Genomic DNA, 24811 nt, shown 5'->3' on the forward strand with positions numbered 1-24811 from the left:
GGTACGCCTCAGCTCGCGGTCGGCGCGACCTCCGGCTCACCGGCCGGGGCCTCCGGCTTGACCGAGCGCAGCAGCACGCTCGCCACGTCGACCACCTCGACCTGCTCGCCCGCGCCCTTGCCGTTCACGCCGTCGTTCAGCATCGTCGAGCAGAACGGGCAGCCGACCGCGATGGTCTTCGCCCCGGTGGACATGGCCTCCTCGACCCGGTCCACGTTGATCCGCTTACCGATCTTCTCCTCCATCCACATCCGGGCGCCGCCGGCACCGCAGCAGAAGGAGCGCTCGCTGTTACGCGGCATCTCGGTCAGCTCGCCCTGGATCGAGTCGCCGAGCACCTCGCGCGGGGCGGCGAAGATCCGGTTGTGGCGGCCCAGGTAGCACGGGTCGTGGTAGGTCACGCCGCCGTCGACCGGCTGCACCGGGGTGAGCTTGCCGGCGCTGACCAGGTGGGCCAGCAGCTGGGTGTGGTGCACCACCTCGAACTCGCCGCCGAGCTGGCCGTACTCGTTGCCCAGGGTGTTGAAGCAGTGCGGGCAGGTGGCGACGATCTTGCGCTTGCTCTTCTCCCGGCCCTCGAACGCCTCGTTCAGCGTCTCGACGTTCTGCTGGGCCAGCATCTGGAAGACGAACTCGTTGCCGATGCGGCGCGCCGGGTCGCCGGAGCAGGTCTCGCCCTCACCGAGGATGGCGAACTTGACGCCCGCCTCGTTCAGCAGCGTGGCGACCGCGCGGGTGGTCTTCTTGGCCCGGTCCTCGAACGCGCCGGCACAGCCGACCCAGAAGAGGTACTCGAAGTCGTCGACCTCGCCGACGCGCGGCACCTCGAACCCGAGGCCCTTGGTCCAGTCCTCGCGGGTGTTCTGCGGGGCGCCCCACGGGTTGCCCTTGTTCTCCAGGTTGCGGAGCATGACGCCGGCCTCGGACGGGAAGCTCGACTCGATCAGCACCTGGTAGCGGCGCATGTCGACGATGTGGTCCACGTGCTCGATGTCGACCGGGCACTGCTCGACGCAGGCGCCGCAGGTGGTGCAGGACCAGAGCACGTCCGGGTCGATGACACCGCCCTCCTCGGCGGTACCGATCAGCGGCCGGTCCGCCTCGGCCATGGCCAGCACGTCCACGCCGGCCAGCTGCTCCTGCGTGGCCTTCTCCTCGCCGGTGAGGTCCTTGCCGCCACCGGCCAGCAGGTACGGCGCCTTGGCGTACGCGTGGTCACGCAGGCTCAGCACCAGCAGCTTCGGCGACAGCGGCTTGCCGGTGTTCCAGGCGGGGCACTGCGACTGGCAGCGACCGCACTCGGTGCAGGTGCTGAAGTCGAGCAGGCCCTTCCAGGTGAACTGCTCGACCTGGGCGACACCGAACTGGTCCTTCTCCGGGTCGGCCTCCTCGAAGTCCAGCGGCTTGCCCTCGCTGGTCATCGGGCGCAGCGGGCCCAGGCCGGAACCGGCCGGCTTCTCCGGGTCGCGCTTGAAGAAGATGTTCGGGAAGGCCAGGAAGCGGTGCCAGGCCACGCCCATGGTGACGTTCAGCGAGATCACGATGAGCCAGGTCATCGAAATGGCGATCTTGATGAGCGCGGCGACGCTGACGCCCGCCTCCCAGTCCGGGAGGACCGAGCCGACCGCGTGGCTGAGCGGGGCGGCCCAGACCGGGTACTCGAAGTGGTCGGTGGCGACCTTGAAGCCCCGGATCACGAACCCGAAGATCAGGACCAGCAGGACGACCCACTCGACGAAGTAGCCCTGCCACATGGTCGAGCCGGTGAACCGGGAGCGGTTCTCCGCGCGGCCGGGCCGGTTGCGCAGCCGGATCGCCATCAGCACCAGGATGCCGACCAGGCCGAGGATGCCGATCCACTCGGTGACCAGACCGAAGATCGTCCAGTGCCCGATGATCGGCAGCCCGCCGCCGGTGGAGACGACCTCGAAGTAGGCCTCCAGCACCAGCAGCGACAGCACGATGAAGCCGACCATCACGAACCAGTGGGCGGCGCCGACCACGCTCCACTTGAGCATGCGGGTGTGACCGGCGGTCTCCACCAGCATCTTCTTCGTACGCGCGCCCTTGTCGCCGAACCGCTCCGGCGCGGGCTGGCCGAGCCGGATGACGGCGGTCATCTTCATGACCGCGCGCACCGCAAGCCACACCGCAACGGCGGTGATGGCGGCCGCGAGGATCGTGGTGACGATCTGGACGCTGCCCATCGAGTTGGCCTCCCGGTCTGCTGCTTTGTCCGTGCAGCCTACGCGCAAGGTTACCCAGCAGTAACGTGAGTCTTCTCGCACCAGGCCACGCCGCCCTGCGCACACCTTAGGTGGACCGGCGCCGAAGCGCCGGGCAGGGGCGGCGTGGCGTGACCTACGCCGGGGTGGGGCAGCGCCTGATCAGCGCCAGCGGGAGAGCAGGATCAGCGACGAGACCATCGCGCCGAAGCCCACGGCGAGGTTCCAGTAACCCCAGCTGGCGACCGGGTACGCCTGCTCGGACAGGTAGTAGAGCACCAGCCAGCCGATGCCCGCCACGATCAGCGTGACCGCCGTGACCGGCAGCCAGATCGGGCTAGGCTTGCGCGTCGACGCCGTCGCCGTCGGACGTACGTCCGTCGGCGGGGTGTACACCTTCTTCTTGCGGACCTGAGACTTGGGCACGACGCTCTCCAGAGGGGGGTACGACCTCGTCCGGCCTGACAACCGGGCGCGAGGGCGACGGTCCATGGCCAATAATGTTCGACAGCTAGCGTAGTCCGGACGGACCGTCCAGGCCACGAATGGGGCCAGGCCGGTGCACTCAGTAACCGGAAAGAGCGGACTTTCCGGGTCGAGCAGGTCGGCTCGCACCGGCGCGGGCCGGAACGAGACGACGGGAAAGGGAACGCCCGGTGGAGTACACGTCCGGCGCCGCCTCCTGGCAGAAGGTCCTCCGCCGCGCGGCAGCCGCCCTGCTGCCCCGGCGCGCACGCCAGCGCCGCCCCGGCTGGTCCGTCGGCGTACCCCTGATCGCCGCCGCGGCCGGTCTGCTGTTCACCACCACCGCCACCACCGCGGGCGGCACCTCCCTGCGTGAGGACCGCCGGCCTCAGCTGACCCAGCTGATCGAGGACCGCCGCGAGGAGGTCGCCGCCAGCGAGGCGAAGGCCGCCCGGCTCCGGGCCGAGGTGGAGGAGCAGACCGAAGCGCTCGCCGGCGCCGACGGGCCGATCAAGACCGAGCGGGACCGGGCCGCCGCCAGCCGGCAGGGCGCCGGGTTCACAGCGCTCACCGGCAGCGGCGTGACTGTCGAGCTGAACGACGCCGACCGCCGGCCCGACCAGCCGCTGCCGAAGGGCGCCAGCAACGACGACCTGGTGGTGCACCAGGGCGACGTCCAGGCGGTCGTCAACGCGCTCTGGGCCGGCGGCGCGGAGGCCATGTCAATCATGAACGTCCGCGTGCTGAGCACCAGCGCGGTACGCTGCGTCGGTAACACCCTGCTGCTGCACGGCCGGGTGTACTCCCCTCCTTTCAAGATCGTGGCAATCGGCGATCCCGCGGAACTCCAGCGGGCGCTCGCCGCCTCTGAGGGAGTGCGGGTGTTCAAGGAAGTGGCCGACCACTACCAACTCGGGTACGTCGAGCGCGTCTCCACCGTCACCGTGCCGGCGTTCGAGGACTCCACCGCGCTGCAATCGGCGACGGTGCCCCGGTGACCGGCGGCGACCCCCGGGAACGCACCGGCCACGACCACCAGGAGGAGTCGACAGCGTTCCTCCCCCGGGTCGAGCGTCCGGCCCCGGCGTCGCCACAGCCGCTCCACCTGCCCTGGCCCGACGCCGGCCCGGCCCACACCGCCCCGGCCCGACGCGGCCCGGACACCCGCCAGCCCGCGCCGTCACGGACCGGCCAACCGCCGTCCGCCCCGCCACGGACCGCCCCGCCGGTCGCTCCGCCGCCGCCGTGGCCAGGCAGTCAGGCGCATCAACCGGCGAGCGCCTCCCGCCCCGAGGCCGACCCCCGGTTCCGCCCCCCGGCGAGCGAGCTTCCCCCCAGGGGTACGCCCCACCCGGCCGGCCCGGCGCACCAGGGCGCCGGACACCACGGCCCTACGCAGAACGGCCCCGCGCCCCACGGGCCGGCGCAGAACGGCCCCGCGCCCCACGGAGCGGCGCCCCGGGGTGGTCCCGCTCCCGGGATGCGCCCGGCCGCGCCCGGCGACGTCGCACACCGGCCGGGCGAGCGCCAGTCGCGACCGGAGGGGTACGGACCGGCGGGGCAGCAGTACGCCGTCCGCCATTCCACAGGTGCGGCGATCCCGCCCGAGCGTGGTGGCCGCGGTGGACAGCCACCGCAGAACGGCACCCGCCCGTGGGAGGCCGGCGGACGCCCGCCGGAGGACGGTCGCCGACCGGCGGGGGGTGAGGGACGGCCGCCCGGCGTACCCCCTCTCGGCGGGCCGGCCGGCGCGGACCGGAACCCTCCGGCCGACCCCGGAGCGACGACGGTGCTGCCCGCCGTCACCCGCCCACCCGCGGACCCCCACCTGGACGCCACCGGGCTGATGGGCGCGGTGCCCCCGGTGCCTGACACCGGCGACGGCGGCGGTGGTGGTGGCGCCGAACCGCCCGCCGAGCCGCCCCGCCCTCGGCGCGGCGAGCGGGTGGTGCAACTGCGGCCCGAGCAGACCGGCGACGGATACCGCAGCGTCTACTCCGAGCTGACCCGCCCCACCGTCGGCTCCCGGCTGCGCACCGTCGTGCGGGGCACCGGCGAGCTGCTGATCACCTTCGGGCTGGTGGTGCTTCTCTTCGCCGGGTACGAGATCTGGGGCAAGGCGGTCATCGTCGAGGCCCACCAGAGCGACCTGAACAGCCAGCTCGCCCAGGAGTGGGACGCGGCGGCGGACCCGACCGTCGGCCCGACCACCGGGCCGACGGTGAAGCCGAAGCCACCGGCGGAGGGCAGGCCGGTCGCCGGCCTCTACATCCCCAAGTTCGACAAGCACTGGGTGGTGGTCGAGGGGGTCAGCCCGGAGGACATCCGGTACGCGCCGGGCCGCTATCCGGACAGTGCCATGCCCGGCGAGGTGGGCAACTTCTCCGTCGCCGGCCACCGGATCCGCTCCACGTTCTGGCGGCTGGACGAAATGAAGACCGGCGACGCGATAGTGGTCGAGACCAAGACGGAGTGGCTCGTCTACCGGGTATACCAGCAGCGGATCGTCAAGCCGTCCCAGGTGGAGGTGGTCGCGCCGGTGCCCGGCAAGCCGGGTCAGAAGCCCACCGAGAAGCTGCTGACGCTCACCACCTGCAACCCGAAGTTCGACAACTACCAGCGGTTGATCATCCACGCCCGGCTCGACCACACGCAGGCCAAGTCGGCGGGCCGCCCGGCCGAGTTGGAGGCGTGAGCCGTGTACTCGTGGATCTGGCGCAAACTCCCGTTCGGGCTGCCCGGCAAGCTGTTCGGCTCGCTGGTGCTGGCCACCGCCACCGTCGCGCTGCTCTGGTTCGTGGTCTTCCCGTGGGCCGAGCCGCTGCTGCCCTTCGACGACGTGCAGGTCACCCAGGACTCCGGCGTACCGGGTGACGGTGGGATCACCGAGCCGACCGGGCTGCCCGGCGAGGAGGAGCTGCCGTACAGCACCGAGACGAACAACGCCCCACCCTCCACCCCGAACAGGTGACAGCGATGCGCGTACTGGTGATCGACAACTACGACTCGTTCGTCTTCAACCTCGTGCAGTACCTCGGCCAGCTCGGCGCCGACTGCGAGGTGCGGCGCAACGACGAGATCGACGTCGCCGAGGTGGGCCGCGCCGGCGCCGCCGGTGTCCTGCTGTCGCCCGGGCCGGGCAGTCCGGACCGGGCCGGCATCTGCCTGGACGTGATCCGCGAGTACGCGGGCAAGCTCCCGATCTTCGGCGTCTGCCTCGGTCACCAGGCGATCGGCGAGGCGTTCGGCGCGACTGTGGCCCGCGCGCCGGAACTGCTGCACGGCAAGACCTCGGAGGTACGCCACGACGGCGTGGGCGTGCTCGCCGGTCTGCCCGACCCGTTCACCGCCACCCGCTACCACTCGCTCGCCGTACTGCCCGAGACGCTCCCCGACGAGCTGGAGGTCACCGGCCGGACCGCCTCCGGCCTGGTGATGGCGATGCGGCACCGCACGCTGCCGATCGAGGGCGTGCAGTTCCACCCCGAGTCGGTGCTGACCGAGGGCGGTCACCTGATGCTGGCGAACTGGCTCGCCGCCTGCGGCTTCCCCGCGGCGCTGGAGCGCGCCCCGGAACTGGCCGCCGAGGTCGACGCCCGCCGTCAGGCCGCCTTCTCCCCAGCCTGACCCCCGCGCTTCCCGCCCTCACCCCCGCGGCGGTCCCGCCCGCCCTTTCTCCGTCGATCATGAAGTTGGCGGGGATAAATCGGACGCCTTGCGCCGCCAACTTCATGATCGTCGCGAGAATGGGCGCGGCGGCGGCCCCGGGGGTCGGGGACGCCGCCGCGTCGTGGTCAGGTCTGGCTCAGCGGTCGGTACGCGTCGGGGCCACCGGCGGGAACGGGAAGCCACTGCCGCCGCCGTTGCCGCCGCCGTTGCCCGGCGTGCTCGGGGACGTGCTGGGCGAGCCGCTCGGCGTCGGGCTGGTGGGCTCCTCCTCGCGCGGCACGTCGACCTCGATGGTCACCGTCTCGCCCTTGGCCAGCTTCCTATTGGGCGACGGGGACTGACCGCTGACCTTGCCCACCTGGGCCGGTTCGACCTCTTCGCCGTCGACCACCTTGACCCGGTAGCCGGCGTTCTCAAGCTGCTTCCTCGCCTGGTCCTCGGTGAAGCCGCGGACGTCCGGCACCTCGGCGACGTTGCCCTTGGAGACCTCGAGCGTCACCTTGGTGTTCGGGGCCACCGTGCTGCCCTCGTCGGGCGACACGTTGACCACCTGTTCCTTCGGGGCGCTGTCGGTAACGTCCTTGCGGACCACGGTGAGCCCCAGGCCTTCCAGGGTCGCCTTCACGCTGGTGAAGGTGCCACCCTTGAGGGCCTGCGGGATGGTGACGTCGTCCGGACCGGCGCAGATCTGGACCGTGACCGCGCTGTTCTTCTCCACCCGCTGGCCGAACGGCGGGTTCTGCTCGACCACGGTGCCCTTCTTGCACTCGGCGTTCTTGACCGGGTCCCCGGGGGCGAAACGCAGCCCGGCCTGGCTGAGCGCGGCCTGCGCGTCGGCCTGCGTGCGGTCCACCAACTGCGGCACCGACACCTTCTCGTTGCCGGCCTGGTTGAGCCAGAGCGCCGTGCCGAGCGCGATCACCGCGAGCACGCCGAGGGTGGCGAACGCGGCGATGACCCACGACGAGCTCTTGCGCTTGCCCGGGTCGCCGACCCGCGCCACCGGCTGCTGGCGGGTCTGCGGGCCCATCATCTGGGTCTGCTGCGCCTGGTGGTAGCCGCCCGCGGCGGCGCCCATCGGCATGGTCTCCTCGGCCGGCATCACCGGGGTGGCGAGCACCGGCCGGCCGGCGGCGGCGCGGAGCAGGTCCGCCCGCATCTCGCCGGCGCTCTGGTAGCGGTTGAGCGGGTTCTTCGACAGCGCCTTGAGCACGATGGCGTCGACAGCGGGGTTGACGTCCGGGTTGATCGTGCTCGGCGTCGGCGGCTGCTCCCGCACGTGCTGGTACGCGACGCTGACCGGGCTGTCCCCGACGAACGGCGGGTGGCCGCAGAGCAGCTCGAACAGCACGCAGCCGGCCGCGTAGACGTCGGAGCGGGCGTCGACCGCCTCGCCGCGCGCCTGCTCGGGGGAGAGGTATTGTGCGGTGCCGATGACCGCGCTGGTCTGCGTCATCGTGGTGGCGCCGCTGGCGAGCGCCCGGGCGATGCCGAAGTCCATCACCTTGACCTGGCCGGTCTGGGTGAGCATCACGTTTCCGGGCTTGATGTCCCGGTGGATGATCCCGTGCCGGTGGCTGAACTCCAGCGCGGCGCACATGTCGGCGCAGATCTCCAGCGCCCGGCGCGGCTGGAGCCGCCCCTCGACGCCGAGGACCTCCTTGAGGGTCCGGCCGTTGACGAACTCCATCACGATGAACGGCAGGGTCTCGCCCGTGGGGGCGGTCTCCTCACCGGTGTCGTAGACGGCGACGATGGCCGGGTGGTTGAGCGACGCGGCGTTCTGCGCCTCACGGCGGAACCGCATCTGGAAGGTGGCATCCCGGGCCAGATCGGCACGGAGCATCTTGATCGCGACATCCCGCCCGAGCCGGAGGTCACGGCCGCGGTGCACCTCGGCCATGCCGCCGTAGCCCAGCAGCTCGCCGACCTGGTACCTGCCACCGAGCAGGCGGGCCTGCGCTGTCATCGCGTCTCTCGTCCTTCGCTCGTCGTCGTACCGCCGCCGGCCGGCAGGAGGCGTACCTCACGACGGTACGACGTGCGGACCGGATAGTCGCCTCCGTACGGCTGCACCGCGCCGGAGGTCACGCTCACACTCGCCGAAGCGGATGCGGTAGCACCGTATTTCCGGTACAGGAACGAAATCACGCCCGAGCAGAGGATGACCAGTACGGCCACCACGATCGCCGTCGTCCACAGCCCGGACCGGGAGCGCCGGGGCGGAGCGGCGGCGGGCGGTCGCGCGTACCCCAGGGGGTTGTGCTGGGGCACGGGGCGTGGCTGCGGGACGGGGGCCGCGCCGCGCGGCGCCACCGGCGGGCGGGGCTGCGGGGCGGGGTGCGCGATCACGGCCGGGCGCGGCGCGGCGACCGGCGGGCGGGCCGGTGACACGGGCGGCCGGGGCTGCGGGCGCGGGGCGGCGGACGGCGGCTGCGGACGCGGAGCGGCGGTGGGCACCTGCGCCCGCGCGACGGGCGCGGCAGGCGAGGCGGGTACGCCGGAGATCGGGTGCCCGGAGCGGGCCGCCTGGGAGAGTGCGAGCTTGGCCTGCCGGGCGATGCTCGCCAGCGCGGCGGCGCTCGGCCAGCGCGCGGCCGGATCCTTCGCCATGGCCCGCTCGACGATCGCCCGGACCTGGGGCGGGATGTCGGCCGGAAGCGCCCGCGGAGTGTCCCGTACGTGCTTCATGGCGATCTCGAGGGGGTTGTCCCCCTCGAACGGGCGGCGGCCGGCCAGGCACTGGTACGCGACCACGCCCAGCGCGTAGACGTCCGAGGCGGGGGTGGCGACAGCACCGGTGGCCTGCTCCGGCGAGATGTACGAGGCGGTGCCGAGCACCGAGCCGGCGGCGGTGAGCTGGCCGACCAGGTCCGAGCGGGCGATACCGAAGTCGGTGAGCACGAGCGTGCCGTTCGGCCGGACCAGCAGGTTGCCGGGCTTCACGTCGCGGTGCACGATGCCCTTCTCGTGCGCCGCGTGCAACGCGTCGGCGGCCTGCGCCAGCAGCGCCATCGTGCGGGCCGGGGTCAGCCGGCCGACGCGGCTGAGCGTGGCGGAGAGCGCGTCGCCCTCGACGTACTCCATCACCAGGAAGGCGATGTGCTGGTCGCTGCCGAAGTCGTAGACGTCGACCACGCCGGGGTGGTTGATGGTGGCCATGGTCCGGGCCTCGCCGCGGAACCGCTCGGCGAAGCCCGGTTCGTCCAGCAGCGCCGGGAGCAGGCTCTTCACCGCGACGGTACGGCCCAGCACCTGGTCGGTGCCGCGCCACACGTCGCCCATGCCACCGCTGGCGATCCGCTCGTCGAGGCGGTAGCGGTTGCCGAGCTTCACTCCCGGACCGAGCACGTCAGCGCCTCCCGGAGTCGGCGATCGCCGCCGCCATGATCCGACCGGCGATGCGGGCCGCCTCGGCGCTGCCGCCGCTGCCCGCCTGCTCCAGCTCGACGCAGACCGCGGAGAGCGGCGTGCCGCCCTTGTCCAGGGCGAAGCCGATGAACCAGCCGTGGTCCGGGGTGTTCGGGCCGGACTGGGCAGTACCGGTCTTGCCGCCGACCAGGAAGCCGTCGATGGCGGCCCGGCGGCCGGTGCCCTCCTTCACCACGTTCTGCATCATGTCGCGCAGGTCGGCGGCGACCTGGCCGCTGATCGGGCGGCGCAGCTCGCGCGGCTGGGCGGCGTCGTAGACGGTGGTGCGGTCCGGCCCGAGCAGCTGCTTGACCAGGTACGGACGCATCTGCTTGCCGTCCTTGTTGGCCACCGCGGCGGCGATCATCGCGCCCTGCAACGGGGTCATCCGCACGTTGTTCTGGCCGATCGACGACTGCGCCAGAGCGGCCTGGTCGGTGCTGCCGTCCGGGTTCTGCATGTCGCCGGTGCGGCTGGCCGCCACCGGAAGGCCGCCCTCACCGAGCTGGCCGACGGTGAGGTCCTCCTGCTCGAAGCCGAACTGCTTGGCCTTCTCCTTGACCTTGTCCGAGCCGAGGCGTACGCCGAGCTGGGCGAAGCCGGTGTTGCAGGACTCGGTCACCGCCTCGCGCAGCGTCACCTGCGACTCGGGGCAGATCGACGGCGCGGCGTTGCGGATCGGCTGGCCGGCGCCGGGCGCGGTGTAGCTGGAACCGGCCGGGATGCGGGTCTGCTGCCCGACGCCGTTCTCCAGCGCAGCCGCCGCCATGATGATCTTGAAGGTGGAGCCCGGCGGCAGCGTCTCGGACAGCGCCCGGTTCGCCAGCGGCCGGTCCTTGTCCTTCTCCAGCGTGTTGTACGCCCGGTCCGCCTCGGTGCTGTTGTGACTCGCCAGCGGGTTCGGGTCGAAGCTCGGCATGGACACCAGCGCCTGCACCGCGCCGGTACGCGGGTCGATCGCGATGGCCGCGCCCTTGGTCGCGCCGACCTGGTTGTCGTTGAGCTGCTTGTACGCCGTCTCCTGGGCCCGCTTGGAGAGCGTCAGCAGCACGTTCCCGCCACCGGTCTCGTCACCGGTGAACATGTCCTTGATCCGGCTGGCGATGAGCGCGTCGCTGGTGCCGGCGAGGAAGTCGTTCTCCACCCGCTCGATGCCGCTCGCGCTGCCGTTGACCGGCTTCCAGCCGAGCACGTGCGCGTACATCGCCCCGCCCGGGTAGGTGCGCTGGTATTTCAGCTCACCGCCGGTCTCCTTGCTGACCGCGTACGCGGTGCCGCCCACCTCGATGTTCCCGCGCTTGCGGTCGTACTCGGCGACCTGGACCCGGCCGTTGTAGTCGCTGTTGCGGTACTCGTCGGCCTTGTAGGCCTGGATCCAGTTCAGGTTCGCGAACAGGAGCCCGAACAGGACCATCACGACCACGCCGACGCGGCGCAGAGGGGCATTCACGGCCGGATCACCTCCGTCGGGGCGCCGTGCAACTGCTCGGGTGGGCCGCCTGCCGGCCGGGCGGCCGGGCCACCGCCGCCGGTCACCGGGCGGCGGGCGCCGTCCGAGACCCGCAGCAGCAGGGCGATCAGCAGCCAGTTCGCCATCAGCGAGGAGCCACCGGCGGACAGGAACGGGGTGGTCTGACCGGTCAGCGGGATGAGCTTGCTGATGCCGCCGACGATGACGAAGACCTGGAGGCCCAGCGTGAACGCCAGACCACCGGCGAGCAGCTTGCCGAACGAGTCCCGTACCGCCAGCGCGGCACGCAGGCCACGCTCGACGATCAGCAGGTAGATCACCAGCAGCGCGGAGAGACCGAACAGGCCGATCTCCTCACCGATGCCGGCGAAGATGAAGTCGGTCTGCACCTCGGGCAGCAGCGCCGGCTGGCCGCCGCCCGGCCCGGCCCCGAACAGGCCGCCGGTGCCGAGCGTGAGCAGACCCTGCACCAGCTGGTAGCCCCTGTCGTACGGCTCGGCGAACGGGTCCAGCCAGATCTGCGCCCGGTCGTAGAAGTTCGCGAACGGGCCGCCCACGGTGCTGCCCAGCACGTACGCCAGGTAGGCGCCGCCGAAGAACAGGATCAGGCCGATGAGCAGCCAGCTGACCCGCTCGGTGGCGATGTAGAGCGTCACCACGAACATGCCGAAGTAGAGCAGCGAGGTGCCGAGGTCCTTCTCGAAGATCAGGACCAGGAGGCTGACCAGCCAGACCACGAGCACCGGGCCGAGGTCTCGCCCGCGCGGGAAGTCGATGCCCAGCACCCGCCGGCTGGCGAGCGAGAGCACCTCGCGCTTGCGCACCAGGTAGTAGGCGAAGAACGTGAGCAGGGCCAGCTTGGCGAACTCACCCGGCTGGATGGAGAATCCGCCGAACTTGATCCACAGCTTCGCGCCGTTGATCTCGGAGAACCGGCTGGGCAGCACCGCCGGGATCATCACCAGCACGATGCCGGCCAGGCCCAGCGTGTACGCGTACCGGGACAGCGAACGGTGGTCGCGCAGGATCGCCAGCAGAGCGGCGGCGAGCACCACCGCGGCGAGCGTCCAGGCGAGCTGCCGGCCGCCGGTGCCGGCGAAGACGGCCAGGTCCTCCCGCTCGGCGGGCGTGGCCTTGGCCAGGTCGTAGCGGCGCAGGAAGCCGACCCCGATGCCGTTGAGCAGTGCCACCGCCGGCAGCAGCGCCGGATCGGCGTACGGCGCCAGCCAGCGGATCACCAGGTGCAGACCGAGGAAGACCAGCCCCAGCGCGGCGGCCGGAATCCAGAAGTCGGGCGTGATCGTGTCCAGCGCCTTCGCCTCGATCATCGCCGCGTACGCCGCGACGAGCACCATGGCGAGCAGGAGCAGGGACAGCTCGGCGTTGCGCCGGGACCGGGCCAGGCGTACGCCGGACTCCTCGCCCGTCGAAGCGGGCGAGGCGGCCGGTACGGCGGCTGCGGTCACGGATACGTCCTCGGGATCGAGCCGGCACTCACTCCGGCGACCGGCAACCCGCCGGGTCGGCCGGCGGAACGGTGTCGGAGGGTACGGCGTCGGGCGTGATGGTCGTCAGCGGCGTCGACGCGCCGGGGCTCGGTGAGCCGGCCGGCGGAACGGACGGTGCGGGACTGCCGCTGACCTGCGGGTTCAGCCCGCCCGCTGCCGGGCTCGGACTGGTCGCACCGGGCGACGGGTCGGGCGGGCAGAGCGGCTTGAGGTTCGGGTTCGCCGGATCCTCACTCGTCAGCTCCGCCAGCCGGCGCTCCGCGTCCGGCTCGTTGCGGGCCTGGATGCCCTGCTTCACCCGCTCCTGGGCGGCGAGGGTGAGGTCGTCGAGCCGGGCCTCGCTGCGCGCGTGCACGTTCGACAGGTCCAGTCCGGCGACCTGGCCGGGCACCCCGCGGAAGACCGCGAGCTGGCCGTCGTCGGTGGCGCCGACGTAGAACTGCCGCTGGGTGTACGTCCACCCGCCGAACGCGCCACCGCCGACGATCACCGCGAGCGCCAGCACCATCGCGACGGTGCGCAGCGGCCGGCGGCGACGCCGTTCCGGCTCGTCGTCGCGGTTGTCCGCCGGCTCCTCCGGCGCGGGTGGCCGGGGGGCGGACAGCGCCGAGGCGCGGGCCGCCGGGGTGGAGTCGTCGGCCGAGGTCGCCATGCCCCGGTCGCGGGCGGCGGCGCCGCCGACGATCGGGGACGCCTCGACGATGTCCTGGTCGGTGGCGTCGGCGATGATCACCGTGATGTTGTCCGGGCCGCCGCCGCGCAGCGCGAGCTGCACCAGGCGTTCCACGCACCGCTGCGGGTCGGGGTACTCCCGCATGGTGTCCGCGATGGTCTCCGCGCTGACCACGCCGGAGAGCCCGTCGGAGCAGATCAGGTAGCGGTCGCCGGGCAGCACCTGGCGGACGCTGTACTCCGGGTCGATGTCGCGGCCGTCGAGCGCCCGGGTGAGCAGCGAGCGCTGGGGGTGACTGCTCGCCTCCTCCGCGCTGATCCGGCCCTCGTCGACGAGCATCTGGACGTACGTGTCGTCCTTGGTGATCTGCGCGAACTCGCCGTTGCGCAGGAGATAGGCCCGGGAGTCACCGATGTGGACCATGCCGAGCTTGCTGCCGGAGAAGAGGGTCGCGGTGAGCGTCGTGCCCATCCCCTCCAGCTGCGGGTTGGCGTCCACGGTGTCGCGGAGCTGCTGGTTGGCGGTGCCCACGGCGGAGCGGAGCGCGTCGACCAGGGCGTCACCGGGGACGTCCTCGTCGAGGGGCGCCATGGCACCGATGACGATGTTGCTGGCGACGTCACCGGCGGCCATGCCGCCCATGCCGTCGGCCACGGCGAGCAGCCGCGGTCCGGCGTAGACGGAATCTTGATTACCGTCTCGGATCAGACCGCGGTCGCTGTGGGCCGCGTAGCGCAGGGTCAGAGTCATGGCCGTAATTCGAGGGAAGTGCGGCCGATCCGGATCGGCACGCCGAGGGGGACGGGGGTTGGTCCGGTGACCTTAGCGCGATCGAGATAGGTGCCGTTAGTCGATCCGAGGTCCTCGACGTACCACTGCCCGTCGCGGGGCACCAGCCGGGCGTGTCGCGCCGAGGCGTAGTCGTCGGTGATCACCAGGGTCGAGTCCTCCGCGCGGCCGATGGTGATCTGGGCCTCCCCGAGCGTGATCCGGGTGCCGGCGAGCTGACCGGCGGTGACCACCAGCTGGTGGGCGGCCCGGCCGCGCTTGGCCTTCGCCGGCTTACCCGGCTGCCCGGTCGACGCGCCGATCCCCCGCGGCGCGGCCACGAGCCGGCCCGACCGGGCACCGGCGAAGAGGTCCCGGCGGATCACGCCGACCACCGTGAACACGAAGATCCACAGCAGGATCAGGAACCCGAACCGGGCGACGGTGATGACGAGTTCCGGCAACGCGGATCAGCCGTCCACGCGGAAGGTCAGCGTCGTGGTGCCGAGCTGGATCATGTCGCCGGGGTTGAGGGCGACCGCCGAGACCCGCTGGCCGTTGACCATCGTGCCGTTGGTGGAGCCCAGGTCGGTCAGCACCACCTGGCCGCCGTCGAAGTCCAGCCGGGCGTGGCGCCGGGAGATACCGACGTCGGGCAGGCGCAGGTTGGCCTGGTCGCCGCGGCCGATCACGGTCGAGCCCATCTGGAGGGGGTAGGTGCGGCCGTCGCCGGAGACCAGGCGGACGTTGCGGCCGCCGCCGTGACCGGGCGGAGGGCCGTAGCCGCCACCCTGGTCGTACGCCGGGTACGCCGGGCCGGCGTCGTAGCCGCCGGGCGCGGAGACCGGGGCGACGTCCCCGCCGGTGTATACCTCGGCGGTGACCCGGAACATGCCGGTGTCCAGGCCCTCACCGCGTTCGACCTCGACGATCACGTCGCCGTAGACCGTCCACGCCTGCTCGCCGATGAACTCCGCCTGCGACTGGGCCAGCTCCTGGGCCAGCGCGGCAGCGTACGGCGCCAGCCGACTGTGGTCGTAGGGCGAGAGATCGATCACGTAGCGGTTGGGCACAAGGGTGCGCCCACCGGCCAGGATCGCCTTGTGCGCCTCGGCCTCCCGCTGCATGGCGTTGAGGATCTCCACGGGGTGGACCACCCCTTTGAAGACCTTGGCGAAGGCCCCCTCGACCAGGCCTTCCAGACGCTTCTCGAAGCGTTGCAGCACGCTCACCGGCTCCTCCTCGGGTCCCGAGGCAATGATGGTATCCGGACACCGCCTCCGCAGCTCACACGCCGCTCGGCCGGCTGCCGTCGGCCCGTTCGTGACCAGGCCCGCGAGCGTGCTAAAGTTTCGCCCGCCACGAGCGGTGATCGTTCGTGGCGTGACCAGTGGACAGCGTAATATGTCCCGGCACCCGCCGCAGATGGCGGGCGCGGGATGCGATATGGTGTTCCAGGTCGTGCCACGGGGATGTGGCGGAATGGCAGACGCGCACGGTTCAGGTCCGTGTGTCCGAAAGGACGTGGGGGTTCAACTCCCCCCATCCCCACCAGGACAAGGGCTCCGCACACAGCGGGGCCCTTGCTTCGTATCGGGGCGTTCCGGACGTCACGCTATGCTCCGATGGTTTCCCTGCCTCCCATGGACCAGGAGTGGCGTGTGACTGTCGCGTTGGTGACCGGTTCCGGCGGTCTGATCGGCTCCGAGGCGGCCCGGCACTTCGCCGGACTCGGTCTCGACGTGGTCGGCATCGACAACGACATGCGGCGGTACTTCTTCGGCGAGGACGGCTCGACCGCCTGGAGCCTCGACCGGCTCGCCGCCGACCTCGGCTCCGCGTACACCCACCACGCCGTCGACATCCGCGACCGCGACGGGCTGGAGCAGGTCTTCAAGCGGTACGGCAAGGACATCGCCGTGGTGATCCACAGCGCCGCCCAGCCGAGCCACGACTGGGCCGCCAAGGAGCCGTTCACCGACTTCGACGTGAACGCCGGCGGCACGCTCAACGTGCTGGAGAACACCCGGCGGCACGCCGTCGACGCGCCGTTCATCCACTGCTCCACCAACAAGGTGTACGGCGACCGGCCGAACTCGCTCCCGCTGATCGAGCTGGAGACCCGGTACGAGCTGCCCGAGGACCACCGCTGGTACGACGGCATCACCGAGGACATGTCGATCGACGAGTCGCTGCACTCGATCTTCGGCGCCTCGAAGGTCGCCTCCGACGTGATGGTCCAGGAGTACGGCCGCTACTTCGACATGAGGACCGCCTGCTTCCGGGGCGGCACGCTGACCGGCCCGGCGCACTCCGCCGCCGAGCTGCACGGCTTCCTGGCGTACCTGATGCGCTGCGTGATGGAGGGCCGGACGTACAACCTCTTCGGCTACAAGGGGAAGATGGTCCGGGACGCCATCCACTCGCACGACGTCCTCACCGCGTTCGAGGCGTTCTTCCGGGAGCCGCGCTCGGCCCAGGTCTACAACCTCGGCGGCGGCCGGCACTCCAACACCTCGCACATCGAGGCGTTCCGGGTCGCCCAGGAGATCACCGGCCGCGAGGCCCGGATCAACTACGTCGAGCAGGCCCGCACCGGCGACCACCAGTGGTACGTCAGCAGCATGGCCCGCTTCGAGGAGCACTACCCGTCCTGGAAGATCACGTACGACGTGCCGATGATCCTCCGCGAGATCTACGAGGCGAACGCCGACAAGTGGGTGCCGAAGGCATGACCGCCGGGACCAAGCGCAACGTGCTCGGCGTCGGGGTCGACGCCACCGACTACGCCCGGGCCACCGAGGCCGTGGTGGCGGCCGCGCACGAACGCCGCCCGCTGGCGCTCACCGCGCTCGCCGTGCACGGCGTGATGACCGGCGTGCTCGACCCGGCGCACAACGCCCGGCTCAACTCGTTCGACGTGGTCACCCCGGACGGGCAGCCGGTGCGCTGGGCGCTCAACCTGCTGCACGGCGCCGGGCTCACCGACCGCGTCTACGGGCCGGAGCTGACCCTGCGGGTGCTCGCCCGGTTCGCCGAGGAAGGGCTGCCCGTCTACCTCTACGGCTCCACCGAGGAGACGCTGTCCCGGCTGGTCCCGGCGCTGGAGCGCAAGTTTCCCGCGCTGAAGGTCGCCGGGGTCGAGCCGTCCAAGTTCCGCGCCGTCGCGCCGGGCGAGGACGCCGAGATCGCCGACCGGATCCGGGCCAGCGGCGCCCGCCTCGTCCTGGTCGGGCTGGGCTGCCCGCGCCAGGAGGTCTTCGCGTACGCGATGCGCCCGCTGCTGGACATGCCGCTGATGGCAGTCGGCGCGGCCTTCGACTACCACGCCGGCCTGCTGCGCAACCCGCCACCGTGGATGCAGCGCGCCGGGCTGGAGTGGTTCTGGCGGCTCGGCCTGGAGCCCAAGCGCCTGTGGCGCAGGTACGTCATCCTCAACCCGGCCTACCTGGCCCGGCTCGCGGCCCAGAAGACCGGCCTGTGGAAGGCCAACCCGCCGGCGCCGGCCACCGGGCGACCGGCCACGTTCGACGTCTGAGTCGTACCCCTACGGGCACGGGTACGGGACGAACCGGGGTGCCGTCCCGGATTCGGCGGACGTCGAAACGGGCAAGGCTAGGGGCCATGGATGACCGTCTCGCCCTGCTGCTTCCCGTCGCCGCCGTCTGGCTCGCCGCCGGACTGGTCGCGGAGGGCCTGCCCGGGCTGGACCGCGCCCGCGCGCTGCGTCGGCGTACCGGATGGTTGTCCGTCCTGGTGCTGACCGGCCTCGCGCTCACCGCGGCGGTCCTCGCCGCGGGCCTGCAGAGCGCCGGTGACACCACTGTGGACCGGGCCGCCGCCGCGCTCGGCGTCGCCGCGGTGCCGGCGGCCGTCGTGGCGGTCTGCACGGTACGGCGGGTCCGGCGGCTGCGGTCCGGCGCGGGCGCGTTCGCGGCGGCGCCGGAGACGCCCGCCCCGCACGGGCTGCGCGCGGCGGCAGCGCACCCGCTGATCGCGCTGCCGCTCCAGGCGACGGCGATCGCGGTACTGGTGGCGGTGCTGCCGGCGATCGGCGTCGACCTGTTCACCGCGCCGGGCGTCGCCGGACCGGTGATCACCGTCGGGGTGCTCGGCGTGTGCACGATCGGAGTACGCCACGCGCTCCGGCACAACCGGCTCGCCGAGCGGGCGATGCCGGCCGCCGAGGCGGTGTCAGCGCGACCGGCTCGCGCCCTGCACGTATAGCAGTTCCAGGATCGCCCGGGTCGCCTCGAACCAGCGGTCCAGCCAGCCGGGCGGGGGCACACTGCCCTTCGGGGGCAGCTCCATCAGCAGGCCGCGCAGCAGCGGGTGGTCCACCAGGGACTCCTGCTGCTCGACCGGCCAGCCGCTCGGCGGGAAGGACGGCTCGGTCAGCGGGTTGGGGTCCAGCGACGGCAGGGACAGCGGCGCCGTGGCCTGCTCGGGGACGCCACTCTCGCGGGCGTCCTCGCCGTCACCGGAGACCACCTCGGTGAGGACGGTGTCCCGGCGGGCACCCCGGTACTTGCCACCGAACCGCTCGGGCTTGCCCGGGCCGCTGGTGAGGTTCTCTGAACCGATCGTCGTCATCCGTCTCGCCTGCCTTGTTCGGTTGCCGATCCGTGCGGTTCAACGAGGCGGATCGGAACTGGCGACGGGTGCCCGCCGCCGCACGGGCACGCGGACGCGAATGGTCCCGCCCGGCGGCGCTGCCGGGCGGGACCACATCTCGGTGCCGGTCAGCTCCGGCCGAACACGCCGTTCCGGGCGCGGGCGACGAAGGCGTGCCAGTCGCCCGGTGCGAAGACCAGAGCCGGGCCGGTCTTGTCCTTCGAGTCCCGCACCCCGACCGCCCCGGTCACGTACGCGACCTCGACGCAGTTGTCGCAGTTCGGCCCGCTCTTCGAGCTCTTGAACCACGTCGCCTGCGTCAGGTCCACGGGGAACTCCTTGGTCGCCATTTCCACAGTGGCTCCTCTGCCAGTTTCGCGATGTGTGCGATGGACTCCTCCGGGCGCATGGCCGCTGCTCGAATGTGATCGAAGATGAAGCTGTACTTCTGCAGTTCGTCACTCTTCTCCAGGAAGAGCCCACCCGTGGCGTTCTCCGCGTACACGACATCGGGATCACTCGGCTCGGGGAAGCTGAGGATCGTGAAGGTCCCGTCCATGCCGGCGTGCGCTCCCACCTCGAAGGGCAGGACCTGCACTGTCACGTTCGGCAGTTCGGCCACCTCCACCAACCGCTTGAGCTGGCCACGCATCACCACGTCGCCGCCAACCGGCCGGCTCAGCACCGCCTCATCGAGCACCACCCACAGATCGACCGGATCGTCCTGCGTCAACAACGACTGACGGCCCAGACGGACACGCACCCGTTGGTCGACCTGTTCGTCGGTGAAGTCCGGCCGGGCCGCCCGGATCATCGCACCGGCGTACTCCTCGGTCTCCAGCAGACCCGGCACCACCTGCTGCTCGTACGCGCGGATGGAGCTGGCCGCCGCCTCCAGGCCGACGTACGCGCCGACGAGCACCGTGCTGTACGGATGCCACCAGCCCTTCTGCCGCGCCTCCCGGGCGATCTGCACCAGCTCGTCGCTCTCCGCGCCGACCACCCCGTAGATGCGGAGCATGTCGCGTACGTCGCGCGGGGTCGCCGTGGTGTGGCCGGTCTCGATCCGGGAGATCTTGGAGGCCGAGCACTCCAGCTGCTCGGCGACGACTTCGATGGTGATGCCCGCCGCCTCCCGCTGCCGGCGGAGTTCCGCCCCCAGCCGGCGCCGCCGGATGGTCGGGCTGCGCCGTTCGCTCACGGAGTCACCTCGGTGCCGTCCATCGGCTTGCGGGACCACGCTTCACAGTCACCCGGCTACCTCCGGTCGGTCGCGCCCCGGTTCGGCTCCCACCGCGGGCGCGACCGGCGGGCGGCGGGTGTGCGTTCGCGGCAGGGGTGGTGCCGGTCGTCGACCGGCCGCGACGGGCGAAACCGGCGTCCAGTGTGCCGCTCCGATACCTGACGCTTCAAGTTTCGCCGTTTGCGTGTCCGACTCACCTATCAGCAAAACTCCACGTGCAACTTGCATGTCGCACGTCCCTGATGCAGTCTGTCCGTATGGCACGGGTTACTCACCGTCTTCGCTTGATCTCCGGGCGTGGTGGCACCACGGTCCGTGGGACGGCCGGAGGGGAGCCGTCCCGCGCCCTGCGACCTGCCCCGGAATGAAGACCCCGTCGCTGTACGCCAGCTTGGCTGCGGCGGCGGGAGCGGTAACCGGGAGCAGCCGGGTGATGGTCGGGTGGCGGTCCGCCACCGCGGGTACGGCCCGACCAGCACCGACCCACCGACCGCCGGTCCACGAGGCAGACCCCCCGTCACCGGACCGCACCTGACCCCCGTTCAGCCTCGCCGGTCCCGCCGGCCGACTTCCCAGGAGCCCATGTGCTTCCCCGCTCCGGTGACGTACTGCACGTGACTCGCGCGGCGAGTGTCCAGTTCCTCCGACCGATCATGTTCCGGGTGATCCGGGTGCTCGACTGGCCGACCTACGACGGTTGGCTCTGGCTCGACGGCTACGAGTTGAACGCGGCGGGGGACGCGGTCAACCGGAGGTCGATCTTCGTACTCCAGGAGGGGTTGCGGCAGCTCCAAGCCGCGCCGGCTCCGCGTCAGCACACCGTGCGGACGGCTCGCCGCCCGGCGGCCCGGACCCCGGTCCGGGTCGGCTGACCTCACGATTCCCGGTCGGGAGGGCGTGCCGTCGCCATAGAATCGGTACGCCCACCCCGGCACGTTCCACCCCGCGCGCCATGGACCCTGAACCTGGGATGGTCATGGTCAACTTGCCCGCCGCGCGGCGGCACCACCGGTCCCGTATCGGCTATGCCCTCGGGCTCTTCCTCTTCCTCGTCACCGCGACCGCGCTCGCGCTCGCGGTACGTCATCCCGCCTTCTCCGCCACCCAGCAGCTCGCCGAGCCCGTACCGGCCCCGGAGATCACCGTTGCCGGTGAGAACGGCCGGACGGAGTCCGGCACGGCCGACTCCGATGCCGCCGAGTCCGATGCCGCCCACTCCGACGGGTCGGACGACGAGGACGGCTGGGCCGCCACCGACCCGGCGGAGGACGAGGACGAACCGGCCGCGGGTGCCGGTGGCGGCGAGGGCGCGCTCGCCGAACGGCCGACCGGCGCCACCGACGACCTCAGCCGGTCGCTGTTCTACTCCGGGCTGCTCGGGCTCGCCATCTCGCTGGCCGGGCTGGGCCTGGTCGGCACCCGTAGACGCCAGTGGTGATCGTCAGGGCGTCGTGGTCGTCGCCGGGGCGGAGCCCGGAGTGCTCGGCCCGCTCGTCGGCGGCGCGGGTACGGCCACCACGATCGTGACCCGGTCGTCCTCGCCCACCGGGTAACCGGCCTCGGGATCGGTGGAGATCACCGTGCCGGCCGGGCGGTCCGACGCCCGCCGTTGCACCCGGTAGTCCAGGTCCAGCCGGTCGAGCGCCGCCCGGGCAGCCGCCTCCGGCAGCCCCACCAGCGGCGGCATCGGCACCTCCACCGGGGCGGTCGTGGCCGGCGTACTCGGCGGTGAACTGCTCGGCGCGGCACTGGTCGGTGCGGCGGTCGTCGGGGCGGCGCTCGTCTGTGCCGAGACGCTCGGCACCGGCGGGCCCGGATCGGAGTTCCGGTCGGCGGCACGCAGCGCCAGCCACACCCCCGCCCCGATCAACCCGAGCAGGAGCAGCGCCAGGATGCCGAGCAGGATCGGCATCCACCAGCGGCGCCCGGCCTGCTCGTCGCCGTACCACTCGCTGCCGGGCTCGGGATAGCCCGCCGGACGTGGTGGCGGCACCCCGGCCCGGCCGGACCAGGCGCCCACCGGTTCCTGCGGGGTGGTCGCGTCGAGGGGACGGCGCGGCCCGCCCTGTCCTGCCGGTCCGCCGGGCAGGGGCCGGGTGGCGTCGCCCGCGTTCCGCGGCATGGCGCGGGTCGCCTCCACGTCCTCCTCGGCGGCGTTCCTCGGCATCGCACGGGTGGCGTCGGCATCGTGCCCGGACGCGTCGCGCGGCATCGCGCGGGTCGCGTCGGCGTCGTGCCCGGACGCGTCGCGCGGCATCGCACGGGTCGCGTCGGCATCCGGGGGCAGCGCGCGGGTCGCGTCCGCGTCACCGGCGGGTGGTTCCTGACGGTCGTCGCTCATGGCACGTCCTTTCCCCACCGGGACGGGGCGCACGGCCCTCGATCGTCCACCGTAGCGGTCCCCGGCGACACCGGCTGGGATCAGCGCGCCGCGCTCGTCACGGAGTCGGCGGCGGGGAGACCGTCGGCGGCGTGGACGCTTTGTCGCCGCAGGTGAGCGTCACCTGGTCGTTCCATCGGGCGGTACCGCCGGCCACCGGCTCCTGTGCCGTGACCGGGCCCTGGCGCCCGGTGGCGTACCGGGGATAGAGCCCCGCCTCCACCAGGTCGTCGGCCGCGTCGGAGCAGGACAGCGTGCCCACGTCGGGCACGCTCACGGCCGGCGCCGGCCCGGAGACCCACACGGTGACGGTGGTGCCGCGCTTCACCGGGGTGCCGGGAGCCGGTGAGGTGCGCTCCACGGTGCGTCCGGTGCCCGTACCGAAGACCAGTCGCCAGCCGAGGCGGCGCTCGCGCAGGTCCCGGCGGGCCTGCTCGAAGTCGGCGCCCACCACCTCGGGCACGGTGAGCCCGGCCGGGGCGCTGGTGCGCGTACCGGATGGTTGGGCGGCGGTGGCCGGCGGCGCCGTGGTCGCGGAGGCCGATGTGGACGCGGCGGCGGGCGGTGCGGAGTCGCCGGGCGCGGCCGAGCGCTCCGGCTCACCGGCAAGGATCCACCCGACGCTGGCGCCGATCACGGCCAGCAGGGCCACTGCCACACCACCGCCGAGGAGCAGCCTGCCTCGCCCCGGTCCGCTGCCGTCGCCTGCCGGTTGCCGCTCGTCCGTCATGCTCCCCGCCCCGATCATCGACAACCGTATCCGTTGCTCACTGACGGTCACGGCCCGTCGTTACGACTCGCCGCGCCGACCACGGGACGTTACGCTCCCCGGCATGGTCAGACGGGGCTGGGGAGGATCGACAGCCGCCGCGCTCGGCGTCGCCGCCGGCGCGGGTGCCGCGCAGCTCGGTTTCGGGTACGGGCTGGGCATCATCAACTGGGTGCCGGACGGCGCGGTACGGGCCGAGGCGGCCTGGGTGGCGAGCCTCGCCTGGGCGACCTGGATCGCGGCGACATCGGTCATCGTCGGTGCGGTCTGCGCCCAGCGCCTGCGTGGTGGCGACGACGAGTCGCCGGGCACGCTGCCCCGGCTCGGCCTGGCGCTCGCCGCGGGTGTCGGCGCGATCGTCACCGTCCTGCTGGTGGCGGTACCCGCGCGGGCGGCCCGGGTGCCGGACGTCTCCTCGCCGCAGGCGGTCGCCGCCGCGTACGCGGGCGCGGGGCTGGTGCTCGGCGTACTGCTCGCCGTCTGGGCGCTGCACACCCGCGCCGCCGCCACCAACCTGATCGCCACCACCGGCTGGCTCTGGCTGCTCGCCGTGGTGTCGGTGGTCGACGGGGTGATCGCCGGCCGTGGCCTGACCACCGCCCAGCTCGGCATCTGGCAGATCAGCGCGGACCGTGGCGCGTTCTGGATCCGCGACTACTTCTACTGGCCCGGTGCGCTGCTGTCGGTGCTCTCCGCCCTGGTGATCGGCCTGGTGGCGGCCCGCCGAGCCGCCCGCGCACCGGAGATCCGGGTCGGCGCGGCGGCCTCCGGGGCGGCCGGACCGCTGCTCGTCGCGCTGGCGTACCTGCTTGCCGTGCCGCGCCTGGCCGGGATCGCGGCGGAACAGTTGTCGGCCCACCTGATCGCCCCGTACGCGGTGATCGCCGGCGTCGGCGGCTCGATGGTGATGGCCGCGCTGGCTCAGCGCGCCGAGCGCCGGAGCGCCGAGCGGGTGACAGTGCCCCGCCAGCGCACCGGCGAGCCGGACCCCGTCGACGGGGAGCCCGCGTCGACCGGCGAGAACACGGCCGAGCCGGGCGGAGAGCCGACCCCAGACGACGCGACCCGGCCGACCGGGTCGGCGTCGGGCACGTCGGCGTCCGGCAGGTCGTCCAGGTCGGCGCCGGACCCGTTGGCCGGTTCGTCAGGGGACGGGATGGCGGAGGGCGAACCAGGCGCAGCCTCCGGTCGGACGGAGACCGAGCGGGGTCGTGCCACCCGGTCCACCACCGGCCGCCGTGGACGCGCCGTGCCACCGCAGCGACAGCCCGACGCATCCGAGCAGGCCGCCCCCGCAGGCCCTCGCGACAAGGGCGCGAACACCGACGAAACGAGCCCGCAAAGCACGACGCAGGGCGACTCCGCATCCCCGGCTGGCTCGCCCGACCAGGCCGACCCACCCCCGCCCGCCGAGAGCACCCCCCGCCGACGCCGCTGAGCCGCCCCACACCGCCCCGGCTCGTCGATCTTGCAGTTGTGGTCTCTCGGATGTCCCGAAAGGGAGTTTTGTGAGGGCCACGAGTGCAAGACGCTTCTATGTCTGTGGTGATCGGTTCGGCTGATTGCCGTTAGGGTTCGGCGTTGGTGATCACTTGGGTGGCTCTTCGTTGATCCG

At 72.3% G+C, this 24811-nt stretch carries 24 protein-coding genes and 1 tRNA gene; 11 read left to right on the forward strand and 14 right to left on the reverse strand.

Annotation, left to right across the window (positions count from 1 at the left end):
- Positions 1–8 precede the first annotated feature (8 nt).
- Both FB455_RS32570 and FB455_RS32575 read right to left on the reverse strand, forming a co-directional pair.
- Positions 9–2207 (reverse strand): (Fe-S)-binding protein, encoded by a 2199-nt coding sequence (locus FB455_RS32570; RefSeq protein ID WP_013283317.1) that lies wholly within the window; start codon positions 2205–2207, stop codon positions 9–11.
- Between the two features lie 180 nt (positions 2208–2387).
- Positions 2388–2651 (reverse strand): cell division protein CrgA, encoded by a 264-nt coding sequence (locus FB455_RS32575; protein WP_013283316.1) that lies wholly within the window; start codon positions 2649–2651, stop codon positions 2388–2390.
- A 230-nt stretch (positions 2652–2881) separates the two neighbouring features.
- Here FB455_RS32575 and FB455_RS32580 point away from each other — a divergent pair, with 230 nt between their 5' ends.
- The 4 genes from FB455_RS32580 to FB455_RS32595 all read left to right on the forward strand — a co-directional run bounded on the left by FB455_RS32580 (position 2882) and on the right by FB455_RS32595 (position 6317).
- On the forward strand, positions 2882–3688 hold the full coding sequence (locus FB455_RS32580) for a DUF881 domain-containing protein (RefSeq protein ID WP_013283315.1): 807 nt from the start codon (positions 2882–2884) through the stop codon (positions 3686–3688).
- Between the two features lie 791 nt (positions 3689–4479).
- Positions 4480–5385, forward strand: a complete 906-nt coding sequence (locus FB455_RS32585) for a class E sortase (protein ID WP_145755730.1) — start codon at positions 4480–4482, stop codon at positions 5383–5385.
- Positions 5386–5388: 3 nt separating this feature from the next.
- Positions 5389–5661 carry a hypothetical protein gene (locus FB455_RS32590; RefSeq protein ID WP_013473364.1) on the forward strand — a complete coding sequence of 91 codons (273 nt, stop codon included), beginning with the start codon at positions 5389–5391 and terminating at the stop codon, positions 5659–5661.
- Between the two features lie 5 nt (positions 5662–5666).
- Positions 5667–6317: an aminodeoxychorismate/anthranilate synthase component II gene (locus FB455_RS32595; protein WP_145755731.1), complete on the forward strand. Its 651-nt coding sequence runs from the start codon at positions 5667–5669 to the stop codon at positions 6315–6317.
- A 178-nt stretch (positions 6318–6495) separates the two neighbouring features.
- On the opposite strand, the gene pknB is transcribed toward FB455_RS32595, so the two are convergent.
- The 7 genes from pknB to FB455_RS32630 are packed head-to-tail and all read right to left on the reverse strand — an operon-like array spanning position 6496 to position 15449.
- Positions 6496–8328, reverse strand: coding sequence for a Stk1 family PASTA domain-containing Ser/Thr kinase (gene pknB / locus FB455_RS32600; RefSeq protein ID WP_071097282.1), 1833 nt, complete (start codon positions 8326–8328; stop codon positions 6496–6498).
- A complete protein-coding gene (locus FB455_RS32605) occupies positions 8325–9710 on the reverse strand; it encodes a serine/threonine-protein kinase (protein ID WP_013473361.1) in 1386 nt (461 codons plus the stop codon). Before FB455_RS32605 ends, pknB begins: the two co-directional genes overlap by 4 nt.
- Position 9711: 1 nt before the next feature.
- Positions 9712–11220: a penicillin-binding transpeptidase domain-containing protein gene (locus tag FB455_RS32610; RefSeq protein WP_145755732.1), complete on the reverse strand. Its 1509-nt coding sequence runs from the start codon at positions 11218–11220 to the stop codon at positions 9712–9714.
- On the reverse strand, positions 11217–12707 hold the full coding sequence (locus tag FB455_RS32615) for an FtsW/RodA/SpoVE family cell cycle protein (protein ID WP_013283307.1): 1491 nt from the start codon (positions 12705–12707) through the stop codon (positions 11217–11219). The genes FB455_RS32610 and FB455_RS32615 overlap by 4 nt, the downstream gene beginning before the upstream one ends.
- A 28-nt stretch (positions 12708–12735) precedes the next feature.
- The gene (locus FB455_RS32620) at positions 12736–14172 is read right to left on the reverse strand and encodes a protein phosphatase 2C domain-containing protein (protein ID WP_030269644.1); all 1437 of its coding nucleotides are present in this window, start codon (positions 14170–14172) and stop codon (positions 12736–12738) included.
- A complete protein-coding gene (locus FB455_RS32625) occupies positions 14169–14654 on the reverse strand; it encodes an FHA domain-containing protein FhaB/FipA (protein WP_013283305.1) in 486 nt (161 codons plus the stop codon). Before FB455_RS32625 ends, FB455_RS32620 begins: the two co-directional genes overlap by 4 nt.
- A 6-nt stretch (positions 14655–14660) precedes the next feature.
- On the reverse strand, positions 14661–15449 hold the full coding sequence (locus FB455_RS32630) for an FHA domain-containing protein (protein WP_026267912.1): 789 nt from the start codon (positions 15447–15449) through the stop codon (positions 14661–14663).
- Positions 15450–15658: 209 nt separating this feature from the next.
- Between FB455_RS32630 and FB455_RS32635 the strand changes: the two genes are divergently transcribed.
- The 4 genes from FB455_RS32635 to FB455_RS32650 all read left to right on the forward strand — a co-directional run bounded on the left by FB455_RS32635 (position 15659) and on the right by FB455_RS32650 (position 18417).
- Positions 15659–15744, forward strand: a tRNA-Leu gene (locus tag FB455_RS32635).
- Positions 15745–15815: 71 nt separating this feature from the next.
- Positions 15816–16925, forward strand: a complete 1110-nt coding sequence (locus tag FB455_RS32640) for an NAD-dependent epimerase/dehydratase family protein (RefSeq protein ID WP_030269640.1) — start codon at positions 15816–15818, stop codon at positions 16923–16925.
- Positions 16922–17728: a WecB/TagA/CpsF family glycosyltransferase gene (locus tag FB455_RS32645; protein ID WP_071098936.1), complete on the forward strand. Its 807-nt coding sequence runs from the start codon at positions 16922–16924 to the stop codon at positions 17726–17728. The genes FB455_RS32640 and FB455_RS32645 overlap by 4 nt, the downstream gene beginning before the upstream one ends.
- Positions 17729–17814: 86 nt before the next feature.
- Positions 17815–18417, forward strand: a complete 603-nt coding sequence (locus FB455_RS32650; RefSeq protein WP_013283301.1) for a hypothetical protein — start codon at positions 17815–17817, stop codon at positions 18415–18417.
- On the opposite strand, the gene FB455_RS32655 is transcribed toward FB455_RS32650, so the two are convergent.
- The 3 genes from FB455_RS32655 to FB455_RS32665 all read right to left on the reverse strand — a co-directional run bounded on the left by FB455_RS32655 (position 18385) and on the right by FB455_RS32665 (position 20005).
- Positions 18385–18783 (reverse strand): hypothetical protein, encoded by a 399-nt coding sequence (locus tag FB455_RS32655; RefSeq protein WP_013283300.1) that lies wholly within the window; start codon positions 18781–18783, stop codon positions 18385–18387. The two genes, FB455_RS32650 and FB455_RS32655, sit on opposite strands and share 33 nt — an antisense overlap.
- 149 nt (positions 18784–18932) lie before the next feature.
- A complete protein-coding gene (locus FB455_RS32660) occupies positions 18933–19154 on the reverse strand; it encodes a DUF397 domain-containing protein (protein WP_013283299.1) in 222 nt (73 codons plus the stop codon).
- On the reverse strand, positions 19124–20005 hold the full coding sequence (locus FB455_RS32665; RefSeq protein WP_013283298.1) for a helix-turn-helix domain-containing protein: 882 nt from the start codon (positions 20003–20005) through the stop codon (positions 19124–19126). The genes FB455_RS32660 and FB455_RS32665 overlap by 31 nt, the downstream gene beginning before the upstream one ends.
- 626 nt (positions 20006–20631) lie before the next feature.
- Between FB455_RS32665 and FB455_RS32670 the strand changes: the two genes are divergently transcribed.
- Both FB455_RS32670 and FB455_RS32675 read left to right on the forward strand, forming a co-directional pair.
- On the forward strand, positions 20632–20919 hold the full coding sequence (locus FB455_RS32670; protein ID WP_145755733.1) for a hypothetical protein: 288 nt from the start codon (positions 20632–20634) through the stop codon (positions 20917–20919).
- Positions 20920–21017: 98 nt separating this feature from the next.
- Positions 21018–21485, forward strand: coding sequence for a hypothetical protein (locus FB455_RS32675; protein WP_030269636.1), 468 nt, complete (start codon positions 21018–21020; stop codon positions 21483–21485).
- 3 nt (positions 21486–21488) lie between these two features.
- Here FB455_RS32675 and FB455_RS32680 read toward each other — a convergent pair whose 3' ends face one another.
- Positions 21489–22388 carry a PASTA domain-containing protein gene (locus tag FB455_RS32680; RefSeq protein ID WP_145755734.1) on the reverse strand — a complete coding sequence of 300 codons (900 nt, stop codon included), beginning with the start codon at positions 22386–22388 and terminating at the stop codon, positions 21489–21491.
- Between the two features lie 97 nt (positions 22389–22485).
- Positions 22486–23157, reverse strand: coding sequence for a PASTA domain-containing protein (locus tag FB455_RS32685; protein WP_232236631.1), 672 nt, complete (start codon positions 23155–23157; stop codon positions 22486–22488).
- 103 nt (positions 23158–23260) lie between these two features.
- Between FB455_RS32685 and FB455_RS32690 the strand changes: the two genes are divergently transcribed.
- Entirely contained in the window at positions 23261–24634 is a 1374-nt protein-coding gene (locus tag FB455_RS32690; RefSeq protein ID WP_145755735.1) for a hypothetical protein, read from the forward strand.
- Positions 24635–24811: the final 177 nt, after the last annotated feature.

The organism is Micromonospora sp. CNZ296 (assembly GCF_007827635.1).

Bases quoted from the DNA above. Each gene is read 5' to 3' on its own strand.
- FB455_RS32690 (WP_145755735.1), top strand. From the start codon at position 23,261: ATGGTCAGACGGGGCTGGGGAGGATCGACAGCCGCCGCGCTCGGCGTC.
- FB455_RS32655 (WP_013283300.1), bottom strand. From the start codon at position 18,783: ATGACGACGATCGGTTCAGAGAACCTCACCAGCGGCCCGGGCAAGCCC.
- FB455_RS32620 (WP_030269644.1), bottom strand. From the start codon at position 14,172: ATGACTCTGACCCTGCGCTACGCGGCCCACAGCGACCGCGGTCTGATC.
- FB455_RS32685 (WP_232236631.1), bottom strand. From the start codon at position 23,157: ATGACGGACGAGCGGCAACCGGCAGGCGACGGCAGCGGACCGGGGCGA.
- FB455_RS32660 (WP_013283299.1), bottom strand. From the start codon at position 19,154: ATGGCGACCAAGGAGTTCCCCGTGGACCTGACGCAGGCGACGTGGTTC.
- FB455_RS32570 (WP_013283317.1), bottom strand. From the start codon at position 2,207: ATGGGCAGCGTCCAGATCGTCACCACGATCCTCGCGGCCGCCATCACC.
- FB455_RS32680 (WP_145755734.1), bottom strand. From the start codon at position 22,388: ATGAGCGACGACCGTCAGGAACCACCCGCCGGTGACGCGGACGCGACC.
- FB455_RS32650 (WP_013283301.1), top strand. From the start codon at position 17,815: ATGGATGACCGTCTCGCCCTGCTGCTTCCCGTCGCCGCCGTCTGGCTC.
- FB455_RS32645 (WP_071098936.1), top strand. From the start codon at position 16,922: ATGACCGCCGGGACCAAGCGCAACGTGCTCGGCGTCGGGGTCGACGCC.
- FB455_RS32675 (WP_030269636.1), top strand. From the start codon at position 21,018: ATGGTCATGGTCAACTTGCCCGCCGCGCGGCGGCACCACCGGTCCCGT.
- FB455_RS32640 (WP_030269640.1), top strand. From the start codon at position 15,816: ATGGTTTCCCTGCCTCCCATGGACCAGGAGTGGCGTGTGACTGTCGCG.
- pknB (WP_071097282.1), bottom strand. From the start codon at position 8,328: ATGACAGCGCAGGCCCGCCTGCTCGGTGGCAGGTACCAGGTCGGCGAG.
- FB455_RS32595 (WP_145755731.1), top strand. From the start codon at position 5,667: ATGCGCGTACTGGTGATCGACAACTACGACTCGTTCGTCTTCAACCTC.